The organism is Hafnia paralvei ATCC 29927, from assembly GCF_001655005.1.
Taxonomy (GTDB): Bacteria; Pseudomonadota; Gammaproteobacteria; order Enterobacterales; family Enterobacteriaceae; genus Hafnia; species Hafnia paralvei.
The window spans coordinates 176,861-198,661 of sequence record NZ_LXET01000041.1; the positions used below are offsets into that span (position 1 = coordinate 176,861).

A 21,801-nucleotide genomic window follows, 5' to 3' on the forward strand; every position below is an offset into this window, starting at 1 on the left:
ACACATCACAATTTGTGCTTTTTCACTTATTTTTCTTTACGTTAATTTTACATAAGCTTTAACACTTTAAAGTATGTAGCTAGCTTATTATTTATCCAACCCATTATCTTCTTTTATCTCTGGGATAACCTTAGCGCCTAGTTTTTGCATTCCCGCCCCATAGGGGTAAAATGCGCGGCTGAATTTCTTCTCTGATACGTGGAACTGAACGTGACTATCAAACTAATTGTCGGCCTTGCTAATCCAGGCGCGGAGTACGCGCAAACCCGTCATAACGCAGGGGCGTGGTTCGTCGATGCACTGGCTGAGCGCAACGGCCAGTCACTGAAAGAAGAAAGCAAGTTTTATGGCTATACCGCACGCCTCAATCTGGCGGGTAATGATGTACGTCTACTGGTACCAACCACGTTTATGAACTTAAGCGGCAAAGCGGTTGCGGCCTTAGCCACTTTCTATCGCATCCAGCCCGATGAGATTTTGGTTGCCCACGACGAGCTAGACCTTCCTCCGGGCGTTGCCAAATTAAAACTGGGCGGCGGTAACGGCGGCCATAATGGGCTAAAAGACATTCAGAGCAAACTGGGTAATAACCCAAACTTTTACCGCCTACGCATTGGCATTGGTCATCCGGGCGATAAAAACAAGGTTGTCGGCTTTGTACTGGGTAAACCTTTAGCCAGCGAACAGCCACTGATCGATGACGCTATCGACGAGGCACTGCGCTGCACCGAGGTGCTGTTGAAAGAAGGTATCGATCGCGCAATGGCTCGCATGAATGGTTTCAAAGCAACCCCTTGCTGATTACTCCACGCGCCTTTTAACGCGGGATGATTCGAGAAAAAGGCACTTTGCGTGTATAATTGGCGGATAATTTCTAATTTCTTCGACATGCTAAAATATAGCTGTTGATATTCAATAAGTTAAGGTGATAACACATGGGATTCAAATGCGGTATTGTGGGCCTGCCAAACGTTGGTAAATCCACTCTGTTCAATGCGCTGACCAAAGCGGGTATCGAAGCAGCAAACTTCCCGTTCTGTACCATTGAACCGAACACCGGCGTCGTTCCTATGCCTGATCCGCGTCTGGATAAACTGGCTGAGATCGTAAAACCACAGCGTATCCTGCCAACTACCATGGAATTCGTTGATATTGCAGGTCTGGTGAAAGGGGCATCCAAAGGTGAAGGTCTAGGTAACCAATTCCTGACTAACATCCGTGAGACCGAAGCCATTGGCCACGTTGTGCGTTGTTTTGAAAACGACAACATCATTCACGTGAATAATAAAGTCGATCCTGCTGAAGATATCGATGTTATCAACACCGAATTGGCACTGTCTGACTTAGACACCTGTGAACGCGCCATGCATCGTGTCCAGAAAAAAGCAAAAGGCGGAGATAAAGACGCAAAAGCTGAACTTGCTGCGCTCGAAAAATGCCTGCCGCAGTTGGAAAACGCCGGCATGCTGCGTGCGCTGGATTTAACTGACGAAGACAAAGCGGCTATCCGCTACCTCAGCTTCCTGACGCTAAAACCAACCATGTACATCGCTAACGTTAACGAAGACGGTTTCGAAAACAACCCATACTTAGACACCGTGCGTGAAATCGCGGCTAAAGAAGGTTCTGTCGTCGTTGCTGTGTGTGCTGCGGTTGAATCTGATATCGCTGAGCTAGATGACGCTGACCGTGATGAGTTCATGGCCGAGCTGGGTCTGGAAGAACCCGGTCTAAACCGCGTAATCCGTGCGGGTTACGAACTGCTGAATCTGCAAACTTACTTCACCGCTGGCGTGAAGGAAGTACGAGCATGGACGATCCCTGTAGGTGCGACCGCCCCACAGGCAGCAGGTAAGATCCACACCGACTTCGAAAAAGGCTTCATCCGCGCTCAAACCATCTCCTTCGATGACTTCATCACCTACAAAGGTGAACAAGGCGCGAAAGAAGCCGGCAAGATGCGTTCAGAAGGCAAAGACTACATCGTTAAAGATGGCGATGTAATGAACTTCCTGTTCAACGTCTAAATAAAACCTGTTGCCTCATGAGGTTTCATCAAATCTCATGGGAATCAAGAAAACCTATAAAATCCATGCAATTGCGTGGATTTTTATTTTCATGATGTCTCAATATTCCTCACTACAGCTCTGTCGAAAATGAGTACAGACGTGAGTATAAAATACTTTCATCTTCTCTCAGGGTGAGTACAATAACGGTATAAAAATTATACAGGGACACGTTATGCTCACAGACACCCAGTGCCGAACCGCAAAACCCAAGGAAAAGCTTTATCGCCTCAACGACACTGACGGCCTCTATCTGGAAGTTAAGCCCAACGGTAAGAAAGCCTGGCGCTATCGTTTCAAAATCAATGGCAAATCCAGCATGTTTGCTCTGGGTGAGTATCCGATCGTTAAACTGGTTGAAGCGCGTGAGAAATGTAAGCAGGCTCGCAAACTCGTCAGTGAAGGTATCAATCCCGCTCAGGCACGCCAGCTCGATAAGATCCGCAAAACTAATGAAGCCGCCAATACTTTTGAAGTGATCGCAAGAGAGTGGCTACAGATGAAGGATTGGGCTGAAATAACCAAAGTACGTCGTCTCGATATGCTGGAGCGGGTTGTCTTCCCCGCTATCGGAAAGCTTCCAGTCAAAGAGATAACGCCACACCATATTTTGAATATTCTGCAAAACACAGCTAAGCGTGGAGCACCTACCGTTGCCGCTGAAGCCAGACGCACCATTTCTGCCATCTTTGAGCTTGCTGTCGCTACACTACGTGCAGATAGCGATCCGGTTTGGCCTGTACGTAAGGCGTTACCCGCTAATAAAACTCAGCACAAACCAGCCCTGACGCCAGAGCAAATCGGTAAGTTATTAAGCAGCTTTGACAACACTCGCTGTACTTATCAGGTGAATTACTGCATGTGGCTAATGTGGTGGACACTGGCTCGTCCCGCTGAAGTAGCGGAAGCCGAGTGGGCTGAATTTGATCTGGAAAAAGCGTTATGGATTATTCCAGCGGAAAGAATGAAAGCTCGCCGCGACCACACTATTCCCCTACCCTATCAGGCAGTAGAAATGCTCACCGCTCTCAAAGGAATAACCGGAACTCGCAAGCACCTGTTCCCCGGTCGCGACAATCGTCATGGTCCTATGACAACGCATTCATTAAGGCAGGCGCTTAAAACTCTGGGTTGGAGTGGCACTTATAGCCCTCATGCTACCAGAACTACCGGCAGCACTCGTTTAAATGAGATGGGCTACCGCGCTGACGCTATCGAAGCACAACTCGCCCATGCGGATAAAAACAACGTTCGTAGGACTTACAACCACGCTACCTATCTTGATGAGCGACGAGTGATGATGCAGGATTGGGCGGATAAGTTGGATGGGTGGGTGCAGAATGTTTAGAATTTAACTCAAAAGGTTATGATGCTCTGCTGCATCTTTATAACTAATGATAAACGCCAATAGAGTTTGTCCCTCTAATAAATGATGTCTGCTATACAAAATTGGACGAATGGCGAGGTATCTTGAATCATTAAAAGTTCGCTAATAGCGAATTTTGTTGACAGATAGCGAACTTCCAAGATATATTGTTTTTGCCATTATTGAAGAGAGAAATCGCCGGAAGTACATGGATAGCTAGTTACTTAGTTATTCGCGGAAGATAGTATATATCTTCTACTGTTTGACCCCAGATGTTTGCCCATGGATGCAGCTAGCGAAGCGCGCTCAGCAATGTCTCGGCGAAGTATGTATAGGGTTATTGATTGTGATGGGCGATCATCACAATCATATTGACAAGGGTTTACTGCTAAAAACTCTCAACCTTGATTAGGGCGAACCGAATGACAATAGTGTCTTCGGGAATCAAGGAGGTAGTTTATGAAAAATAATAATGGTTTTTGGCAGGCACTTAAGGCTAACGTTGTTTCAAGAAAGGTCCGTACTGTTTGGAAAATAATAGTATGGATCATTAAATTAGGATTAATGATTTTTAAACTCCTAGAATTACTTGATAAACATCGTGAGTCTTAAGTGTGCCTAAGTTAAAAACTGAGGTAATCACATGATTAATAGAGCATTAAAAACAATTAGGCTTTATCACAATTTAAAACAATCTGAATTGGCTGATAATTTATGTATATCAAAATCTTACTTATCTGAAATTGAATCTGGAAAGAAAACTGTCAGTTTTGATATGCTTGAAAAATACTCACAAGAGTTTAACATTCCAGTTTCATCATTAGTTTTTCTCTCAGAAGAAATGGGTACTTCTTCAAAAAAATCAATTGCCGAAAAATTTCGCTCTGTTTTTACCGAAAGAATACTTAAAATCATGGAATGGAGTATTGAAAGGAATGAAAACAAAAAAGCCCAAAATAAAGACTAAGGGGAAATCATATCCTTTACAAGAATGTATATTCTACAAGTTAACATCAAAAAAAAGACTAGAAAAAATCCTTTTTACCTCAATTGCAGAGTTAGAATTACTATCTAATGATATTAACTATGTGCTTTTTTATGAGAAATCCGATGTAAATAAAAAACGTTTAATTGAAAAACCTAACGAAAAACTTGATATTATTCATACTAGAATTGCAAGCCTTATTTCAAGAATTGTTCAACCCCAATATATGCACTCTGGTTTAAAAGATAAATCTTATATTTCTAATGCAAGGGCTCATTTAGGAACAAACCCTACTCTAACAACAGATATAAAATCTTTTTTCCCATCAACTACACGTCAGAAAGTCTTTAATTTCTTCTATAAAAAATTACGTTGTTCTAGTGATATAGCAGATTTGCTATCGCGTTTATGCACTATAAATAATCATATTCCTACTGGTAGTCGTATTAGCATGCCTTTAGCTTACTGGGCAAACATTGATATGTTTAATAATCTCTATGCAATCTCTTGTGCAAATGATATTGAAATGACTGTATATGTTGATGATGTGACTTTTTCAGGCAAAAAAGTAAACCGACAATTTTTAAGCCGTGTAAAAAAGATAATTACATCAGAATCTCATATCATGCACCCGACTAAAACAATCCTATATGATGGCATGGAAATAAAGAAAATTACAGGTGTTATAATTGCTAATAATAAATTGAAAGTGCCAAATTCACTGCATAATAAAATTCATTTTGATATGGAAGCGTGGAAATTACCTAATAATAATAACGATACGTCAATAAAAGATCGCTTACTTGGGAGAGTATATGCTGCTGCTAACATTGATAGTCGCTTTAAAGATAAAGCAAGAACAATAAAGAAATAAAAACTTATATAAATCATTCGCTGTAGGAAATTAATTAATGCCATATGATTTAACTAAAAGATTAGTTGTGGGTCTATCATCAAGTGCTCTTTTTGATCTTACTGAGTCCGACGAAATTTTCAGAACCGAAGGTGAAGAAGTTTATCTTCAATATCAAAGAGATCACCAAGATAAACCATTGCAAAAAGGTGTCGCATACCCATTTATTAGGCGGTTGTTAAAATTGAACGAATTGCGCCACATGATCCACCAGTTGAAGTAATATTGTTATCAAGGAATGATCCAGATACTGGACTAAGAGTTATGAATTCCATTGAATATTACAAGTTACCTATAACAAGAGCCGTTTTTCTACAAGGCAAATCGCCGTACATATACATACCCGCATTTAATATAGAATTATTTCTTTCTGCAAACCAACAAGATGTAAAGCAGGCTATTCTAGCTGGTTACCCTGCAGGTCAAATACTAGAGGGTGATACAAAGGATGATGCTTTAGATCTTGAATTAAGAATTGCTTTTGACTTTGATGGTGTTATTGCTGACGACGAAGCTGAAGGTATTTATAAGAATTCTGGACAATTAGCTGATTTTCATAACCACGAAGCAGAGTATGTTGATACACCTCATAACCCTGGACCTCTTAAAGATTTTTTGCAACGAGTATCGGATATTCAAAAACTTGAAGCAGAGAAAGCTAAAGACGACCAAACATATAAACCAATAATAAACATTTCAATTGTAACGGCACGTAATGCCCCATCACATAAAAGAGTAATAAACACAATGAGGACTTGGGACATTTCCGTTAATGAGGCATTTTTTATGGGAGGTGTTGAAAAGTCAAAAGTGCTAAATATATTAAAGCCTCATATTTTCTTTGACGACCAAAAGCTTCACTTACAGCCCTCCTCATCTATATTGCCATCAGTACATATACCATTCGGAGTAGCTAACGAAACAAAAATTACTGAATAGTTTCTAAATATCATAGAGATAAATTAAATTTATTTTTTAATTTTTAAACAAAATGAATAGTTCCATTTTAATAATATTAACGAGCGGAGATAATAGTTAATGAATTGCTATGGAAAAGAAAGTCGCGAAATGTTAGTCAGAAAGTATGAAATTCATCCTATTGCCCATGTGAAACTTTTAGCTGGACAAGAAAAGCTTAGTTGTACAGGTAGATTATTAACCGATAGTTATTACTGTTTTCAGTATAAAAAAAGAGATGACGATAAGAAATTTGGTACTTTTTTCTGTGGATTACCGACAGCAAAGCATTTTCTTGAATTGACAGATAATTCTGAATTAGCACAGTTTAATCCTCTCAGATCAGAATCTAATTCCAGCACAACCAAATCTAATTCTTCACCAACCTTAAATGATAATCGAAGACCTATAAACCCCACGACTAAAGAATTACTAGATGCAATCAATTTGCTTGTTGTTGTATGGAATACAATCCCTTATGGCCGATTAGCAAGAATAAAAGAAGCAAAGAATAAGTATTACTATCGCCCACCTTTTAAAGATGAAATATCTTATGTAAACAAGGTGATATCTTATGATAAAGAAAAAAGAACATTAGCCAAAATGTTAGAAGAACTTAGCCAATCAAATAACCTTAAGCATTTTGATTTTAGTTTATTAAACAAAGTACTGGATGATTTAGGTGAAACATCATATTTTGGTACCCTAAAGTGTACTAGCTCAGATTTGAGCTAACAGTTTTCTCGTCTAGAATACAATCAAATCTTACAGGCCGCTATGAGCGAGGAACTGAAGTTCGAGATTGTCTCATATCCGATTATGACGGAAGCATATTCGTGATCAGGATCATGATGAAGGCAATACTAAATAGGGGTATCCTAATTAACGGGGAGCAGGTCACCTGCAGTCTAATTACCCGCCCTGTACGCATGAGCAAACAGTGGAGAACGCACCTTCAATAATTGTTGAATTTCTACACAACCAATGTAAAAATTCTCACTTAATGAGAGGTTAGATATAAAAAATACATATTGGGTAAAGAAAAATATGGGAAGAGATATAACTTTGTACCCTAAGAAGGCAACAAGAGATGAACTTAAAAATTATCTTGAAAGTTTGGGGTTCGAAAAGTGTAAGCACCTTTGGGAATGGCCTAAAGGAACTTTGAATTACTCTTGGTTTGATAATACAGACTTCAAATCAATTGATGGAGTTTCAGCTGATATATATCCTGTTTCAGATGACGACTTACACATATCTGGTAACAAATGGGCATTGCATGTGCGTAACTTATATAGCGCCAGCTGGTATGATGTGAAAATGCTCAACGATGTTCTAAAAGGTGCAAGGAGTCTTTTTGGCGGAACTATTATAGGTGATTACGGGAAAAATAGATATGCCACTCTATGGGAGGATTCTAGCACGCCTATCAGTAGGGGAATTTCTTCAATATATAATCATATTCACCAAGAGATTTCCTCCGTTAAACATGCCTTACCTGAATCTTCAATTAAATTAAATCCACCGGAAGATGGCAAATCATCCGAATTCTTTGATCTCATGCAAAGCATGGATCCGAGTAGAGTTATATATAATGGATTAGTGCCTTTTGCGGTTGCAATGTTTGAATATTTCTTCTCCCAAGCTTTTCAGGTGCTTATAAAATATGACCCTTTTGCAATAAAAAAGAGAGCATCGCATAAGCAAAAAATTGATTTTGATATTTTACTTGAAATAGAAAAAGGAAATATATCAATAGAAAATGTCATTGCAAGGAACTTCACCTTCCAAAATTTAGATCAGCTTAACAAAGCTTATAAAGAATGGTTGGATATAGATGTAAGAGCAATTCTTTTCAAGAAAAAAAGAATTGGAAAGTCAGTTAGTTTTCTTGAGAATCGAATTTCTGAAATCATACAGTACAGGCATGGGATAGTTCATCACTTTGCATTAGATAGATCCTTGAACCGGGATGGATACATTCATATATTAGAAGCAATTGAAAAAAGCATAATTGAATTTATCCATTTCATGGAAGGTAAATACAAATTTAAGTTAGAGGTTTGTTAAATAATTACCTTAAATGCGGACTTTCAGATCAGGTCTGAGCTAGTACACATAAGTCAATAAACATAAAGATTCATAATTAATTTTTTACACTAATTCTTCAACACAATAACCAAATACGGATGCTTCCAATCCTTCTCCACATCAAGCTTCCACCTACACACAAATCCATCATGCTCCAACGCACAAATCCCCTTCTGTTTGGCAACAAAGTCATACACTGCCTGACTTTCCAAACCCTGTAGCATATGAGCCAGCAGCTTGCGACGCATTTGCTGGGGCTGCCGTTTTTCCCCTTTACCTGATTTTTTGTACGTGCAGTTAAAACTCTGCCCTACAGCATTCTTCACGCACAGACCATAGCGGTTACGTGTTCCGGTAGTCAGGTAATAATCTACAAGCTGATTTAAATCGTCCTTCAATGGCTTCATTAGCTTCTTCCAGCGTTTTAATACCTTTGCAGCTTCTGCCTGTCCAAGCGCTTTATTCAGGTACTTTCTGGTTGAGCTTTTCGGTGCAAGACTGACTGAGCCAACGCTGAAAATAGCCGAAAAACGGAAGTTTTTTACCTTATCTTCACTGACCTTCAATTTTTTACTGATATACGCAGTTTCAAGGCGCTCCAAGTTTTTCAACGGCACTCCTCTTTGAGCCAGTTCATGTTTCAAAATTTCCAGCTGGCATCCCCTGATATCATAGTTATACCCCTTCCCCAAACAGGCTTCCTTCATTGCTCTGGGTAAGTACTGATACCCAGCTCCGTTCTCAAATGAACGACCGCCCAGCTTTGCTGTTTTATAAGACTGCCGATAAGCCACCACCAGCGGCTTATGACTGATGATTTCCACTCCAACATCGCAAAGATGAGATATAAAGTTATGGTAATACCCCATATTTACCGACGTAGGATGTTGATTGCAATAATCCCGCAGTGCATCCAGATTGATACAAAGGGGTTCAAGCTGGCTGTAGACCTGCTTTACTCGCTCACGAAACGCCTTGTCAGGGATATCCCGGACTGAAGTCTTGTGCTTCACTTTCATCGTTCCTGAAGCAGCCTGAACCATTAAATCTTCCAACTTCTGGGGATCCTGGCGCTTATCGTAGATATCCGTTAGATAGGTATAGCGATCTTCCCGTTGCAGATAGTCGTTGCGCTTACCCGGAAACAGCCGCTTCAGAAAGCGCTTTGATAATGCAAATTCACGGCACTTATGGTTTTCAACATCCTTTGGAATGATCTTTATTAAACCAGCCTGTCTTAGCTTTTCCAGCGCCCGCTTAAAAGGAAGCTCCCTGCTTTGCTTAAAGACCCCAGCAGCATGTTTATGACCCAGTTGATAAGGAAAAGGGACTGAATAAGTCCAATCTTTATCGCCTTTAAAACGAGCACGCTTTTTAGTATTCCGGCTGGCCGTTGCACTGCAAATTAGGTGCTGTAAGAAAATGGCGATAGAAGTATAGTAGGTTGGCTTGCTTCGCCCATCGATACATTTATCGATAGGAATACTAAATACAGTCTCTTTATAGAAACTAGATGTTCCCCCTGTTACCAGAATATTATTTTTAGTACAGTACGCTTTCATTTTTTGCTCTCCACCGTGTGAATTAACAATGTCTATTTACAATGCATTTTCATGACACAATGAATTACGTAAGCGCACATAACACACCATTAAAAAATGCCGTTACCTTAGCAACGGTTTTTCATTGGCTATATTGGAATAACAATAATTCTCTACGCACGGTTTCAAGCTGGCTAGCAATAATAACAACACCGCTACAACCGCTCTCTGTTAAATTAACTATATTCATATCCCCCATACTATAGCCATATAACATACATAGTTATCTCAGAGAGGGAACCTCATATATATAGCCATGCTTAGATATATCCAATATATTTTTTTAGTGCGTATTTTTTCCAATAATACGGGCGTCCCTGCCCGTATGCTCTATTTATGATTTACTCAGCCATTTTATACGATTCTTATGCTTCCAGTATTGCGGTTTCCCCAATATTCCCAGCCGCTCAATCACCTCAGGTAGCTTGTCCCATAGCGCTTCTGCATCAAACAATTCAACCTCATAATTTACTAAAAGGCGGTTAAAGCGCTTTTTAGCCTGCTTTTTATCAGGACTAACAGATTTTCCGTTAACAACAGGCGATGGTGTATGCTCATCCCGTGCCTGAGGGATACTCATTCCTTTATCTAACAGGCTTGCTAGCGCAGGATCCAGCCGCTTGTCTTCACGCAGTTGCTTACTGTAGAAAGCCAGCCGCGATGGCAAATTGACCATTTTATACATCTGTTTCAGAAGCAGCTCGCCTTTCTCAGGTGACAAACGCAGCTCAAGGCGAAGGAACTCACGGCATTGCTTATATTCCAGCTCCACAAGGGTTGCCTGATAACGCTCCCCATCACTCAAGCTACTTACATCCACTTTTTCATAGCCTGCAACATACAGCGTTGATTTGGGGCTTCCTATACGCATTCCTTCCATATCATTGTCAGAATCATACACTTCCCCTGTACCCGCCCTCGCTAGGCTGATATAGAAGCCGCACAGCCGCATACCGACGATATCCAACGCATAATCAACTCGGGTTATCCATGCTTTTTCCAGTGCATGGTATAAATACTCACCTAACAGTTCTTCCTTACCCAACCAGAGCAGCAGTTGCGTCAGCTCATCCGCTGAATAGTGCTGCGGGCTAAGTTCCATGCGTATAGCACCACGCTGGGTAATTCCCTGCTTGCCACCATGCTGCTTTGAGGTGGGCTTGAAGTAGATCATCAACGCTGCTGGGTGCCCTTTTGGCTTATTCCTGATGTGGATCTCAGCTACACTCTGGTACAAGTCTCCGCATTCACCTTTCGCAGCTTTATGGTACTCAACGCTATAAGGCGAGCGGGAGCGAATCTTTAATGCAAATAAGCGGGCAAACAATGCCTTATTGCCATCAGCACCCAATTCCGACACGAAGGCCAGCTTATCCACCCGAGCATACATCGGGTGCCTAAGTGACGTTGATCCCATAGAAACAGAATGACGTAAATTATCTACTCGCGCTTTGCTTACTTTTTTCTTACTCATATTTACTCCTTACGGGCAGCCATGACGCCCACCCGCAGGCAATAGCAATCCACGCCCTCTATAGAAAATAGAGAGATAGTTACTACTATTGCTATTAATGAATTAAGTTATAGGCATCTATATAAGGGGCTATAACTTGCTACTAGATACGCTTTGCTTGCAGATTTATTTAGCCAACGATGCTTTCACAAGCTTTTCGATATGGGCTTCAACGTCTTCTAAACGCCATGCGACCCTCCTAGCCCCAATGCGGACTGGTACTGGAAAAATCCCCGCCTTTACTTGGCGATCAAGCGTCGCACGTGATACCGGATACAGTTTCAAAACATCGATTTTTGAAATCAATTGTACGTTTTTCATAGCATTTCGCCTTTATGAGTTACGCGCTCAATTCGCACGCCTCGACGATTTACTACTATTGATTTTTAGTGATTTTCCGCATCCTATGACGGTCATAAATGAAAATTGTATAGCTATGACTGTCATTGAATACTCTACGCTGTGATGACGGTCATAGATAACTGACTATGACCGTCATAAACTTAATATGTTGAAATACATAACGACCGTCATAGATTCATTAATCATAAAATGACTGTCATAGGAATAAACATGAAGAAAGATAAAAATGACTCCGAAAAGCTCATCGTCAAAAAAAATAGCCGTGACTCCCTTGTAGAAGAATTTGGGCCAGTCGCAAACTTAAATTTGCATCACGACAGCAGGCAGAGGTTGGTTGAAATAGCTCAGTGGCTCGACAATCTGCATTATGAAGAACTAAAACAAACTAAAGGACATGTATTCCATAAAACAATTAGCAACCTGATAAATATGGTTTATATCGATAATATTTATGAACCCAAAACTAAAGCGGCTAAAACGCTTAAAAAACTTTATGAGAGGTATTTCGAGCTTAATAGAGATCCAAGCCTCACCCCAATGAAATTAAGAAAAATCCTGTCTGAAGAATATGCAAAACCTGAGAATATTAGAAAAGGAAAAACCACCGTTAATGGAAAAGGCTGGTCGTATGATGATCTTAAACCACTTCAAGATTACCGTTGGGTTATTCAAACTATGGAAAAGCTAGATGGCATTTCACGAGAAGATATTAAAAACGCAAACGAGAAGAAGTAATTCGCTTAATATTATCGCTACGCCTGTCATACAACACCGTCGTGCTGATATCACTATGCCCTGCCAACTGACGCACAATGTTGATATCAGCGCCCTGCTCCAGCAAGCGAGTAATGAAGGTTCTGCGTAAGTCATGGGGCGTGAATGGCTGTAAGCCAGCCATATAACCCAACTGTCGCAAAATACTGGTGATCCCTGCTTCTGTCAGCGCTTTTTGCCCTGATTGCCCATAACGATGTATATGGGTAAACAGAGCATCACTGCCAGTATTCGCTTTTAACCAGCAACACAAAGCACGAGCCACTACGGGGGCAACGGTAATTTCACGATATTTTCGCCCTTTTCCACGGCGTATGGTGAGTGTTTGAGTAACAATACAGTAGTCATTGATGCGTAGCGCAACCAGCTCTCCTACGCGTAATCCAGCACCACACAATGTTAGAATTATCGCTTTATCACGCTGCTGGTGTATTTTTTGCGGATGCTGTTTTGCTGCCTGAATAAGTCGTTTTATCTCATCCTTGCTCAATGCCCGACCTTTGCGGTAACTGTCGCCTTTGACACGTTTAACGGTTCTGATGCGCGCCAGACTGTCGGCGTCCAGTAACTGTAAGTTAAATGCCGTCTGAGCAATGCCTTTCAGAGCTGCCAGCGTCATGTTTATCGTGGATGTTGCATATCCTTTATCCAGCAGCGTAGCTCGAACTTTTGCTACATGCACGTAGCGTAGCCGCTTCCAGTCAAAATCATCCGCACTGCTGTCAAATGCCAGTATTTCCGCACAGTGGTTTAATAGGGAATACATACTGCGTCGGCCACTGGGTGCCAGGCCTCCCAGATAAATTGCCAGCGCCGTCTTTGATGTCGCTTTCTCTGAGCTAAATGACGTCAACTCACTCTTATCACCATGATTCTTGATCATTATACTTATCCATTAATGCATATTAACAAAAGCCAGCATTACAGCTGGCCGCGCTCTGCCATCGATACAGTGCAATCCCCTGCAACGATAAAGTGATCCAATACTCTGACGTCAATGAGTTCTAAAGCTTGTTGTAGTCTTTGAGTAATGTGGCGATCTTGAGCGCTAACCTCTGTGCTGCCGCTCGGATGGTTATGAACAAGGATGATTGCAGCCGCATTATGCTGTAACGCTAGTTTCACTACTTCTCTTGGATAGATTGGGGTTTCATTTACGGAACCCTGAAATAACTCACGCCAGACCTGTACGCGATTTTGGTTATCCAGTAAAACAACACCAAACACCTCATTTTCCCGTAAAGCCAACGTGAAAAGCAGAAAGTCACGTACATCATCAGGTGACGTTAGCTGCTTCCCCTTACGTACTGCTGCTCGAAGTAGCTTTCTCGCCTGCTCTATCAATAAATGTTCAGTTGAGGTCATGGCTGTTCCCCCTGCTCAATAAAGTAGATAGCGTCTTTAAATAGCTGATATTTGCCCTGTTGCTGGCGTAGTGACCAACGATGCCGGTGAATGTGTCCACGTGAACCACTGTCAAAAAAGCACAACCAATCATCATCAATATGCGTGACAACAGACCAGTGATACTGATCGCCCAGCAATATGACGCCGTGGTTATGTTCAAGCCATTCCTGACACTGCGCTAAAATGGCTTTCGTTGATACATTAGGCTGGGTAAGAAACGGACGGTAAACGGTGATGGGATAACGTTTGTAGCGGCTGGTTTGAAGGAAGTGCAGCAGACAATCTATTTGGGGAGATTCCATGCCGTTAGTAAGGTAATCGGCAATGCTACTGTGTTGGCTGAGATGATGAACGAGCGCTCTGAACAGCGGCTTTCGTCGGACTTTTTGACCATAGAACCAATAAAGCGTATTGATGACACTGTAAAGCCCACAGAGGCTGTCCAGTTCACCCTGTTTTGCAGGGGTTAAAAGTGATGCTTGAAGTTTTTCCATTTTTGAGCCACATATCTGTTGCTCATGACGTCATGAATAAGGTTTTACGCGTATTACTTAAATTTATTGTTTTAACTATCGTCCTATCTCAACATTCCCATTGGACAGAGACGGTATAAATTTTCATTTTCCAATATTGAATAAAGTTACGTTGCCATAGTTCAAATAACGCCCCTCCTTCTTCCGGATCTAAATCCCCCATCAGATAATGCCAGACATATTCCTGTCTCCAGCTGATATCCATTTCTTTTTCCAGCTCAGGCCATACTGCGCCTATAAAACTGAAATCGGTAAGATAATCAAATTGCCAGCCATTATTACATCGTATTAGACGGATCTCCACCGGATGAAATCCCCCGCTCTCTGCTGTATATTGAGGGTCTCGAAAATTAAGTATTACAGCACTGTGATTTATTTCTTTTTTGGATGATAAAGAAATAACACTTTTCAAAATAGTAATAAAAGCCTGGCTTATGGGTAAACTTAACCCTGACTGTTTAAAAGCCATTTTAATTTCCATAATGTATTTCCATTAATTAACACGAAACGACAATTAATCACTTATTAAAAACAATACAAACCTTCGCTTTAATAATTTATTTTTCAGATTTTAGACAACAACAAACCTCCCAATAAGAGGATAATAAAATATTTGTTTATTTGTGAGTAAATAACATGTGGCAAAGCATTTTAAAAAATGTATTTTGCCAACATTGATAATTATACCATCTATATAATTAAAGTCAAAAATAAATCATTTAAAAATCAGATAGTTACACTCATTATGACATTCTTCAGGGCTTAGTAGATAAATCCTCTGCCACTAACACCAGCGCCTGTTGTAAAATTTTTTCACGTGATGCAGGCGTCATCGATTTAAACAGCTGTATCCAAAGATTCAGTTGTTCGTCAGATGAAACCTGCACAGCCGAGCGCTCACTTTTTAGCGACATACTTGCGGCGCTGATATGATATTCAAACCCTTTTCCCTGAGTTCTCTTTCGCTTAATACCCGGATGTATGGCAGCCAGCTTTTCCAGCCGCAAACGCGCCCCCTTGGCAGTACCGGGCATCCCTTTCATTCCCACAAAACTAGCTACTGATAACCATTCGCCACTTTCATTGGAAGCATTATTGTCTGATATATGTAATTTTTTATCTTGACGCGTCATAAAAATATCACCAGATATCAAAGCATTAAAACAAAAGAGCATAAAAAAGTAAAAAGATACTTGAAAAGTTCCCTTTGTTCGCTTTTAATATCACTGTAATGAATCAGTGGAGTTAATACCGTGAATAACTCACTAGCATCGCAAAAAAAGCGAACTAAGGGAAGTCAGCAGGACTGGCATAGAGCAGATATTGTGGCTGCTTTGCATAAACGTGGGCTCACATTATCACAGCTTTCACGCGATCAGGGACTGGCTGCGAGAACATTAAACAATGCCTTTGAACGTCACTACCCAAGGGCTGAACGCCTGATAGCACAGGCTTTGGGTCTAACACCTGAAGAGATCTGGCCAAGCCGTTATCATGGGAAAAAAGCCAAAAGGATACTTGAATGAGTACTTCTGTCAGGGATGTTGTTTCAAGCTTCGATTATCTGTTTTCTTCACTTTATAGACGTGAATTTGTCAAAACGTTACGTCTTAATGAATGTAACGAAAGGGAACTTTTACCACTGGTAAGGTGCTACCTTTTAGGCTGGTTTGGCGACAACCTTACGCCAGAAGTACAGGCAAAGCTTCCCGGTACATTAAGTGGCAATGGCTACATTGATTTTGTCATTGATGATGTCGCCGTGGAGTTTGCCGTCAGGCGTCCCGATGCCCCTAAAGCAACACTCTCCGCATATGTGAACGCGACTGAAATGAAAAAACTGATGAAGTACGACGGTAAAGCCTTGCTGGTATTGTTCGACTTCTCAACCACACCATTTACTGAACAGCAGATTGAAGCTTTCCGAGACTGGCCTTCATTGGGACAAGGGAACCACAAAAAATCCGCTTTCAACGTTGCTTACTTCTATGTAGAAAAGCGGCGACCGCTGACATCAGGGAAAATTATTAAGAATATTCGCATATAGCCATATTGAAACAATGAAAAATGATCATGTATCAATTGCACGAGGAATTAAAATGTCGATCTTTAAGAAATTAAAAGAGCATCAAAAAAGCAGCGAAGAGCAAGCTAAAATTGGTTTCCAGACCATATTACAAGGAAAGTTAAGCTTAGCGATAACATTTTGGTTATGTTGGCTAACCCCTATCGTAATAATAACGATAATGGCGTATTTTACTGAATCAGAAGGTACATTATTGCGGTTAGATGTTGCTACGTTAATATGGAGTGGACTGATGTTTATCAGCGTAGCAAAAACATCCGCAAGTAAATTATGGAAAGTATTATCTCTGATTGTCATTGGAGTTGACGTATTGCTTTCTTTATTAGCATTCTCAATTTCTTTCATTTAAGAAAGCAATTTAATTTCTGATTATCTTTATTATTATTGATGGCCGCAACCCTGGAATATAATAGTTATATTTCTATAACTCCTGCTATCAATTATTTTAGATATAAACATCGTTAATTTTGAGGGAAGTTATGATAATAACTATTATCTTTACTGCGTTAGGTGCCATTGCTTGGTATTTGTATGATCTCAATAGAGCATTCAAAATTCTTGAGAATGAAGTAAAAGAAATCAAAGATAAAATATTAGAAATAAATAGTTAGCATTTAGGAAGCCGGATCAGGAGATTTAATAGTGGAATTTATTAGTGGCGGAAATTTCATTGAAAAATTATTTATTGCATTTGGTAATGAAGATGAGGGTTTTGATCCATTAATTTCTGCAACATTACAGTTTATATTGACAAAAAGCATTCATGATAAAACCGTTTCAATCAGTCAAATTCAAAGACACTTTAGGATAGGATATAACAGAGCAAACACTATCCATAACGTAATAACCGCATTCTTAACTTCATTATACTGTCAATATTCTTGCAAGATGACATTGGTAAACCTTAATAATAGTTCACTTAAAAGCATTAACTCTCTTCTCTTTTACTCAGATGAGTTGATAGTAATTGATTTAAATTTTTCAAATCAAGAACAACGCATATCCTTTTTGAGAGGAAGTGAATGTTGGCGAAGTGTAAACAACCAAGGAATTATTCACGGTGATATCAACACTGGTTTATTTATTGGAGAGATATTAATAGAAGAGGATTCGTATCTATTTAAGCTAGAAAATCTCATAAAATTAGACTCTGATTTAATTAAAGCAACCAAATAAAAAGTATCAAACATGTGTTTTTTACTTAATAACATTAGCCTTCAAATACATAACATAACTAAGTAAGGCAATACTTTGCAGATGATAAGGCGACACATCCCAGGTACAGAATTATCCTACCAGACCACCTTTGAGAACGTTACCAACGTCGATATGCGCGGCTGCAACGTTGAAAGTGTCGCAGACACTGTATTTTCACTCAATTTGCTGACATAAATGGTACTATATCTGTTCTGAGATACTATTGATAATGTCATTTATTATTCATCATCAATTGCATATGCTCTGCCATATTTTTACCCCTATTAAGAATTATCTTATTCTCTACAAAATCAATTACAAAAAAGTGATCATTCTTCGGCTCAACATTTCTAGAGTAAAAACGATAGTACTCATTAGCATTTTCATACTGAAGATTCACTGCAATACTTTTTATTTTCTTATTTTTTACAATATCAATAAACATATTATTTAGATCTGGACGCTTACTTTCTTTATCATCATCTTGTATTTTTGTGTCAAAATACCTTATAAAGCAATTCTCAATAATTCGTCCTTCTTTATCCACTTCCACTTCATCCATTAGTGAATTAGATATATTAAAACTTAGGTTATAATCGTTATTATGAGAAATAGCACGAGGGTTAAATATGTTAAAGAAAACAAAAAAATCATTATCGTCATTAGAGACGCTATAAAGCATTTTCGAGAATCCGCGATGAATAAGATCTATTGGTCTTTTTTGCGGTTGATGAGTATACCCTACATAATGAATTTCTGTATCTATTCCCAAGTCTATAAAATTTTCTTTCAAAAAATCGTGGACAGATAAAACACTTATTTCTTTTTCATTAGTTTTTACATATAGATATTTTTCTGTAACTTTTACTTCAGGTTTTATTTTACGCGGACCTTTAGGTGTATTTTCATAAAATGAAAACTTTATTTTATGCTTTTTCTCTTTTTGTCCAACTAAAAAATATAATATTAAATCCTTTGTAAATGGTGAGTATTTGGCCTTTTTCTTTGTAGAAAATCTAACCTTTTTTCTTGTACCCAAAAAATAAATAAATCTTTTTTCACAATGCTCATTAAAATGTTTTTCCATCGAGCTAAGATAGTTTTTAATAATCTTATTTGTATTAAGTTCATAAGGAGGATTTATGAGCATGTCATACCAAAAGCAATCGGTATTTATAAGATCTACCCACCATGATTTATCTGATTCAGAATAAAAAGTTTTTGATGGTAAAAAATCAAAATATCCACGACTCATTGTAATCCCTCTTTAAATAGATTTATTGACTAACTAATTTTTAAAAGCTCTTTCAGTTTTCTTTTCCTACTTATTTTATCACCTAAAAGTGCAGGGAGAAGTAATGCCTTACCATTTAGTTCAAAAGATTTGACGTTTAATGCATGAATCATATTTAAAAGTGGAGATCTCTTAATAAAAACAGTATCCCCAGCTTCTATTCTGGCAAGAATACGACTTGCATTTAGTCTATCGTCAGGACTATCATCATTAACTATTCTTCTATTAATTTTAAGAAGAAGAGTACTGAGCATTTCCATAGTATTTTTTGAAATTTTTCTTATCAATACTCGTTCTCTTTCAATATATTCTTCTTCTGAACTAAATTCATCTAATATAATATTTAAACCCAAATTATCATTAAGACTTAATGAGTTAGTCCTATCACCATCCCAAAATATAGTTACCTCACTAACATATCCTTTTCCTTCATATTTTATTCCAGAATATTTATCTTCATCAATGAATTTTATTCTTATATGGATGTCATTGATAATAGAAATAAAGAAGTCATCAATTAGAATACTTCCACTATTATTAACCAATTCATTAACTTTAACTTTTCTACCTGAGCCTCGAAATTCATTTTCAGATTGGAGCACCCAAAATAACATATTTCCAGCTTGAATCCTTGAGGCTAAAAATAATGGATAGTTAAATCTAGCAGCATATTCAGAGTATTTATTAAGAAAGTTATTTGATATTTTTTTAGTCTCAATTGACTGTGACGTTTTAACCTCTATAAAACACTTTAATTCTTTTCCTTTCGGTAGTGTAAAGCAAGCAAGATAATCTGGAACTTTTAGTTCTATATTATTAACTGAAGATTGCCCCAAGGACACCAGACTAATACAGCATTCCATTAAAAAGCACATAAGTGCAAATTCATCTTCCAGATAATAACCGTTCAATCGCCTCTTACATTCACTAACCTCATCATCCCAGAACATTTCAATATATTTATCAAGATCATTGTCAGACTTAAGACCAAGTCGAATTGTTTTTAACAATTTTAGCCTTTCAACATTTGATAATAAAACATTACTTTTCATCTTATAACTCTATTATTGTGATTTGATAAACCAATCAAAGCTAGGAGCATCCCCGTCTTCATTGCCTACACCGATCCAGTTAAAAAGTGTTTGATCTGGTGGACTTATTAGCGTTTCAGCAACACTGTCCCATTGAAAATCCGTGTCTGCAAGATAACCAGCTCCTGAATACACAACTAAAGCACCTAAAACACAATAAGACCAAGCTCCTGCGGGCCCTTCTCTTACGGGAACAATCAACTCCTTCGTTCGCATAGAATCTCGATAAATAAAAGAGTCATGCCCCATTTCTATAAGATCCGAAATAGTTAAACAGCCTAAAGAATATTCCCCAAGAGCCCCCCCTTTACCATGAAATGTCTCTCCATGAATAAGAGCAACGATACAACTTTGTACATTACCAAAAGTATTAAATGCTATTTCTACCTGAGTATACGAATAACGATACTTCCATCGCCCTTCATACACGATGTCAGGAACTCCCAAACGCTCTCTAATTTTTTCAGAAGGAGCTCCTACAGGAGCTAATTCGAGAATTTCCGGTGGAGTCAACGGAACACACTTATTTTCCAGGCGATTATCATCACTATCATTTTTGAATGACCAGTTTACAACATGTGCTTTAGCTTCAAGTTCTGGGATAACTTCTCCGATAGTCATTACATGAAGAATATTGTTATATACATCTTGAAAAGCAAAAGTACAGGAAGCTGCCTCTGTCGGACAAGCCTGAATTATTTCATGAAACCCTTTATTCCAAAAGTACGGGCCATTTCCTTTATTAATATCAGGATTATTTTCCTGAGACCAATGCCGCCCCAGAGCTTGCCAACCATGTTCAAGAAGTAAAACTCTTGCTTCTTCGTATGGTAATGACTGAATTCTTGGAATCGGTGTATGTTTGGCATTTAACGGTTGAGGCAGGCTACTTCTTGTACCACTAACCTCATATAAAGATCTTAATTCGGCAAACTTTTTCCACTGTTTCAATAGTTCTACAGGAAACATAGCTTCATCATTGTCCACTAATTTCGCACAATTCTGGCAAAGCCATATCCCATTAGTTATTGCTGAACGTTCACTTGGGGTAAGACTGACATCAAATCTAGGGCCTCCAGACGCAGCAGCAGAGATATGGGCAGCCACCCCAATATTGAGTGATTTATCAACTTCAGTATGAGGACCTGAAGTTGCTTTATTACAATCAGGATTCGAACAACGAAAGCCCACTCGTTTACCTAATAATTCCTTTACTTTGCTCGAAAAATCATCTCTTGCCATAGTGTTCACTTTCAAAAAAATCAATGATTTTAGTATATTAGCTTTAATCACAAATGGAAGAATTTCTATTTGAAATTTCATTGACATTGAAAAAATGGGATAACCACCACACAACAACAAGTTTGTGCCATTCCAAGCATAGCTTGCTCGAAGGCCTCCAAGTAACATATGATGTGTGATTCTGGATCTCTGACTATAATCTATATAAATCAATGAAATATAATTCAACAACTAGTATCTTTCTGCAAAGCAACACGGCTCTAGCATATACATGCCGCTACTTTTTTCAGTCATAAAGCATAACTTCAGAAAACCTCCTCGT

24 protein-coding genes and 1 pseudogene are annotated in these 21,801 nt (G+C 39.0%); 14 read left to right on the forward strand and 11 right to left on the reverse strand.

Annotation, left to right across the window (positions count from 1 at the left end; genetic code table 11):
• Nucleotides 1-210 precede the first annotated feature (210 nt).
• The 9 genes and pseudogenes from pth (at nucleotide 211) to M988_RS11280 (ending at nucleotide 8,357) form a co-directional block, all read left to right on the forward strand.
• Nucleotides 211-801, forward strand: a complete 591-nt coding sequence (pth, locus tag M988_RS11245; protein WP_008813268.1) for an aminoacyl-tRNA hydrolase — start codon at nucleotides 211-213, stop codon at nucleotides 799-801.
• A 134-nt stretch (nucleotides 802-935) separates the two neighbouring features.
• Nucleotides 936-2,027: a redox-regulated ATPase YchF gene (ychF, locus tag M988_RS11250; protein WP_004090378.1), complete on the forward strand. Its 1,092-nt coding sequence runs from the start codon at nucleotides 936-938 to the stop codon at nucleotides 2,025-2,027.
• Between the two features lie 214 nt (nucleotides 2,028-2,241).
• Complete coding sequence (locus M988_RS11255; protein WP_064574152.1) at nucleotides 2,242-3,414, forward strand: tyrosine-type recombinase/integrase; 1,173 nt, start codon at nucleotides 2,242-2,244, stop codon at nucleotides 3,412-3,414.
• A gap of 477 nt (nucleotides 3,415-3,891) precedes the next feature.
• Complete coding sequence (locus M988_RS22845; RefSeq protein ID WP_156518172.1) at nucleotides 3,892-4,044, forward strand: hypothetical protein; 153 nt, start codon at nucleotides 3,892-3,894, stop codon at nucleotides 4,042-4,044.
• A gap of 31 nt (nucleotides 4,045-4,075) precedes the next feature.
• Nucleotides 4,076-4,399, forward strand: a complete 324-nt coding sequence (locus M988_RS11260) for a helix-turn-helix domain-containing protein (protein ID WP_064574153.1) — start codon at nucleotides 4,076-4,078, stop codon at nucleotides 4,397-4,399.
• Complete coding sequence (locus M988_RS11265; protein ID WP_064574154.1) at nucleotides 4,368-5,291, forward strand: reverse transcriptase family protein; 924 nt, start codon at nucleotides 4,368-4,370, stop codon at nucleotides 5,289-5,291. Before M988_RS11260 ends, M988_RS11265 begins: the two co-directional genes overlap by 32 nt.
• Nucleotides 5,292-5,328: 37 nt before the next feature.
• Nucleotides 5,329-6,269 (forward strand): annotated as a pseudogene (locus M988_RS11270) (5'-nucleotidase).
• 99 nt (nucleotides 6,270-6,368) lie between these two features.
• The gene (locus tag M988_RS11275; RefSeq protein ID WP_064574155.1) at nucleotides 6,369-7,022 is read left to right on the forward strand and encodes a hypothetical protein; all 654 of its coding nucleotides are present in this window, start codon (nucleotides 6,369-6,371) and stop codon (nucleotides 7,020-7,022) included.
• Between the two features lie 312 nt (nucleotides 7,023-7,334).
• Nucleotides 7,335-8,357, forward strand: a complete 1,023-nt coding sequence (locus M988_RS11280) for a HEPN domain-containing protein (protein WP_064574156.1) — start codon at nucleotides 7,335-7,337, stop codon at nucleotides 8,355-8,357.
• Nucleotides 8,358-8,446: 89 nt separating this feature from the next.
• Here the strand turns inward: M988_RS11280 and M988_RS11285 are convergent, their stop codons facing one another.
• The 3 genes from M988_RS11285 to M988_RS11295 all read right to left on the reverse strand — a co-directional run bounded on the left by M988_RS11285 (nucleotide 8,447) and on the right by M988_RS11295 (nucleotide 11,813).
• Nucleotides 8,447-9,940 (reverse strand): hypothetical protein, encoded by a 1,494-nt coding sequence (locus M988_RS11285; protein ID WP_064574160.1) that lies wholly within the window; start codon nucleotides 9,938-9,940, stop codon nucleotides 8,447-8,449.
• Nucleotides 9,941-10,313: 373 nt separating this feature from the next.
• Nucleotides 10,314-11,453, reverse strand: a complete 1,140-nt coding sequence (locus M988_RS11290) for a hypothetical protein (protein ID WP_064574164.1) — start codon at nucleotides 11,451-11,453, stop codon at nucleotides 10,314-10,316.
• A 165-nt stretch (nucleotides 11,454-11,618) separates the two neighbouring features.
• The gene (locus M988_RS11295; protein WP_064574166.1) at nucleotides 11,619-11,813 is read right to left on the reverse strand and encodes a helix-turn-helix transcriptional regulator; all 195 of its coding nucleotides are present in this window, start codon (nucleotides 11,811-11,813) and stop codon (nucleotides 11,619-11,621) included.
• 252 nt (nucleotides 11,814-12,065) lie between these two features.
• Between M988_RS11295 and M988_RS11300 the strand changes: the two genes are divergently transcribed.
• A complete protein-coding gene (locus M988_RS11300; RefSeq protein ID WP_064574168.1) occupies nucleotides 12,066-12,590 on the forward strand; it encodes a hypothetical protein in 525 nt (174 codons plus the stop codon).
• On the opposite strand, the gene M988_RS11305 is transcribed toward M988_RS11300, so the two are convergent.
• The 5 genes from M988_RS11305 to M988_RS11325 form a co-directional block, all read right to left on the reverse strand.
• Nucleotides 12,565-13,512: a tyrosine-type recombinase/integrase gene (locus tag M988_RS11305; protein WP_082919454.1), complete on the reverse strand. Its 948-nt coding sequence runs from the start codon at nucleotides 13,510-13,512 to the stop codon at nucleotides 12,565-12,567. The two genes, M988_RS11300 and M988_RS11305, sit on opposite strands and share 26 nt — an antisense overlap.
• 38 nt (nucleotides 13,513-13,550) lie before the next feature.
• Nucleotides 13,551-13,994, reverse strand: a complete 444-nt coding sequence (gene radC, locus M988_RS11310; protein WP_064574172.1) for a RadC family protein — start codon at nucleotides 13,992-13,994, stop codon at nucleotides 13,551-13,553.
• Complete coding sequence (locus M988_RS11315; protein WP_064574173.1) at nucleotides 13,991-14,530, reverse strand: hypothetical protein; 540 nt, start codon at nucleotides 14,528-14,530, stop codon at nucleotides 13,991-13,993. Before M988_RS11315 ends, radC begins: the two co-directional genes overlap by 4 nt.
• Nucleotides 14,531-14,618: 88 nt before the next feature.
• Nucleotides 14,619-15,050, reverse strand: coding sequence for a DUF2787 family protein (locus M988_RS11320; RefSeq protein WP_211271686.1), 432 nt, complete (start codon nucleotides 15,048-15,050; stop codon nucleotides 14,619-14,621).
• Between the two features lie 274 nt (nucleotides 15,051-15,324).
• Entirely contained in the window at nucleotides 15,325-15,702 is a 378-nt protein-coding gene (locus M988_RS11325; protein ID WP_156518173.1) for a hypothetical protein, read from the reverse strand.
• Between the two features lie 120 nt (nucleotides 15,703-15,822).
• On the opposite strand from M988_RS11325, the gene M988_RS11330 reads away from it, so the two are divergent.
• The 4 genes from M988_RS11330 (at nucleotide 15,823) to M988_RS11345 (ending at nucleotide 17,831) form a co-directional block, all read left to right on the forward strand.
• Entirely contained in the window at nucleotides 15,823-16,095 is a 273-nt protein-coding gene (locus tag M988_RS11330) for a helix-turn-helix domain-containing protein (protein ID WP_064574174.1), read from the forward strand.
• Nucleotides 16,092-16,616: a hypothetical protein gene (locus M988_RS11335; RefSeq protein WP_064574176.1), complete on the forward strand. Its 525-nt coding sequence runs from the start codon at nucleotides 16,092-16,094 to the stop codon at nucleotides 16,614-16,616. Before M988_RS11330 ends, M988_RS11335 begins: the two co-directional genes overlap by 4 nt.
• 52 nt (nucleotides 16,617-16,668) lie before the next feature.
• Nucleotides 16,669-17,004: a hypothetical protein gene (locus M988_RS11340; RefSeq protein ID WP_064574178.1), complete on the forward strand. Its 336-nt coding sequence runs from the start codon at nucleotides 16,669-16,671 to the stop codon at nucleotides 17,002-17,004.
• A gap of 293 nt (nucleotides 17,005-17,297) precedes the next feature.
• Nucleotides 17,298-17,831, forward strand: coding sequence for a DNA translocase FtsK (locus M988_RS11345; protein ID WP_064574180.1), 534 nt, complete (start codon nucleotides 17,298-17,300; stop codon nucleotides 17,829-17,831).
• Nucleotides 17,832-18,084: 253 nt separating this feature from the next.
• Here the strand turns inward: M988_RS11345 and M988_RS11350 are convergent, their stop codons facing one another.
• Genes M988_RS11350 through M988_RS11360 form a run of 3 tightly spaced genes read right to left on the reverse strand, consistent with a single transcriptional unit; the run spans nucleotide 18,085 to nucleotide 21,647 of the window.
• Nucleotides 18,085-19,107: a hypothetical protein gene (locus tag M988_RS11350; protein ID WP_064574182.1), complete on the reverse strand. Its 1,023-nt coding sequence runs from the start codon at nucleotides 19,105-19,107 to the stop codon at nucleotides 18,085-18,087.
• 29 nt (nucleotides 19,108-19,136) lie between these two features.
• Entirely contained in the window at nucleotides 19,137-20,198 is a 1,062-nt protein-coding gene (locus M988_RS11355) for a hypothetical protein (protein ID WP_064574184.1), read from the reverse strand.
• 12 nt (nucleotides 20,199-20,210) lie between these two features.
• The gene (locus M988_RS11360; RefSeq protein ID WP_064574186.1) at nucleotides 20,211-21,647 is read right to left on the reverse strand and encodes a hypothetical protein; all 1,437 of its coding nucleotides are present in this window, start codon (nucleotides 21,645-21,647) and stop codon (nucleotides 20,211-20,213) included.
• Nucleotides 21,648-21,801: the final 154 nt, after the last annotated feature.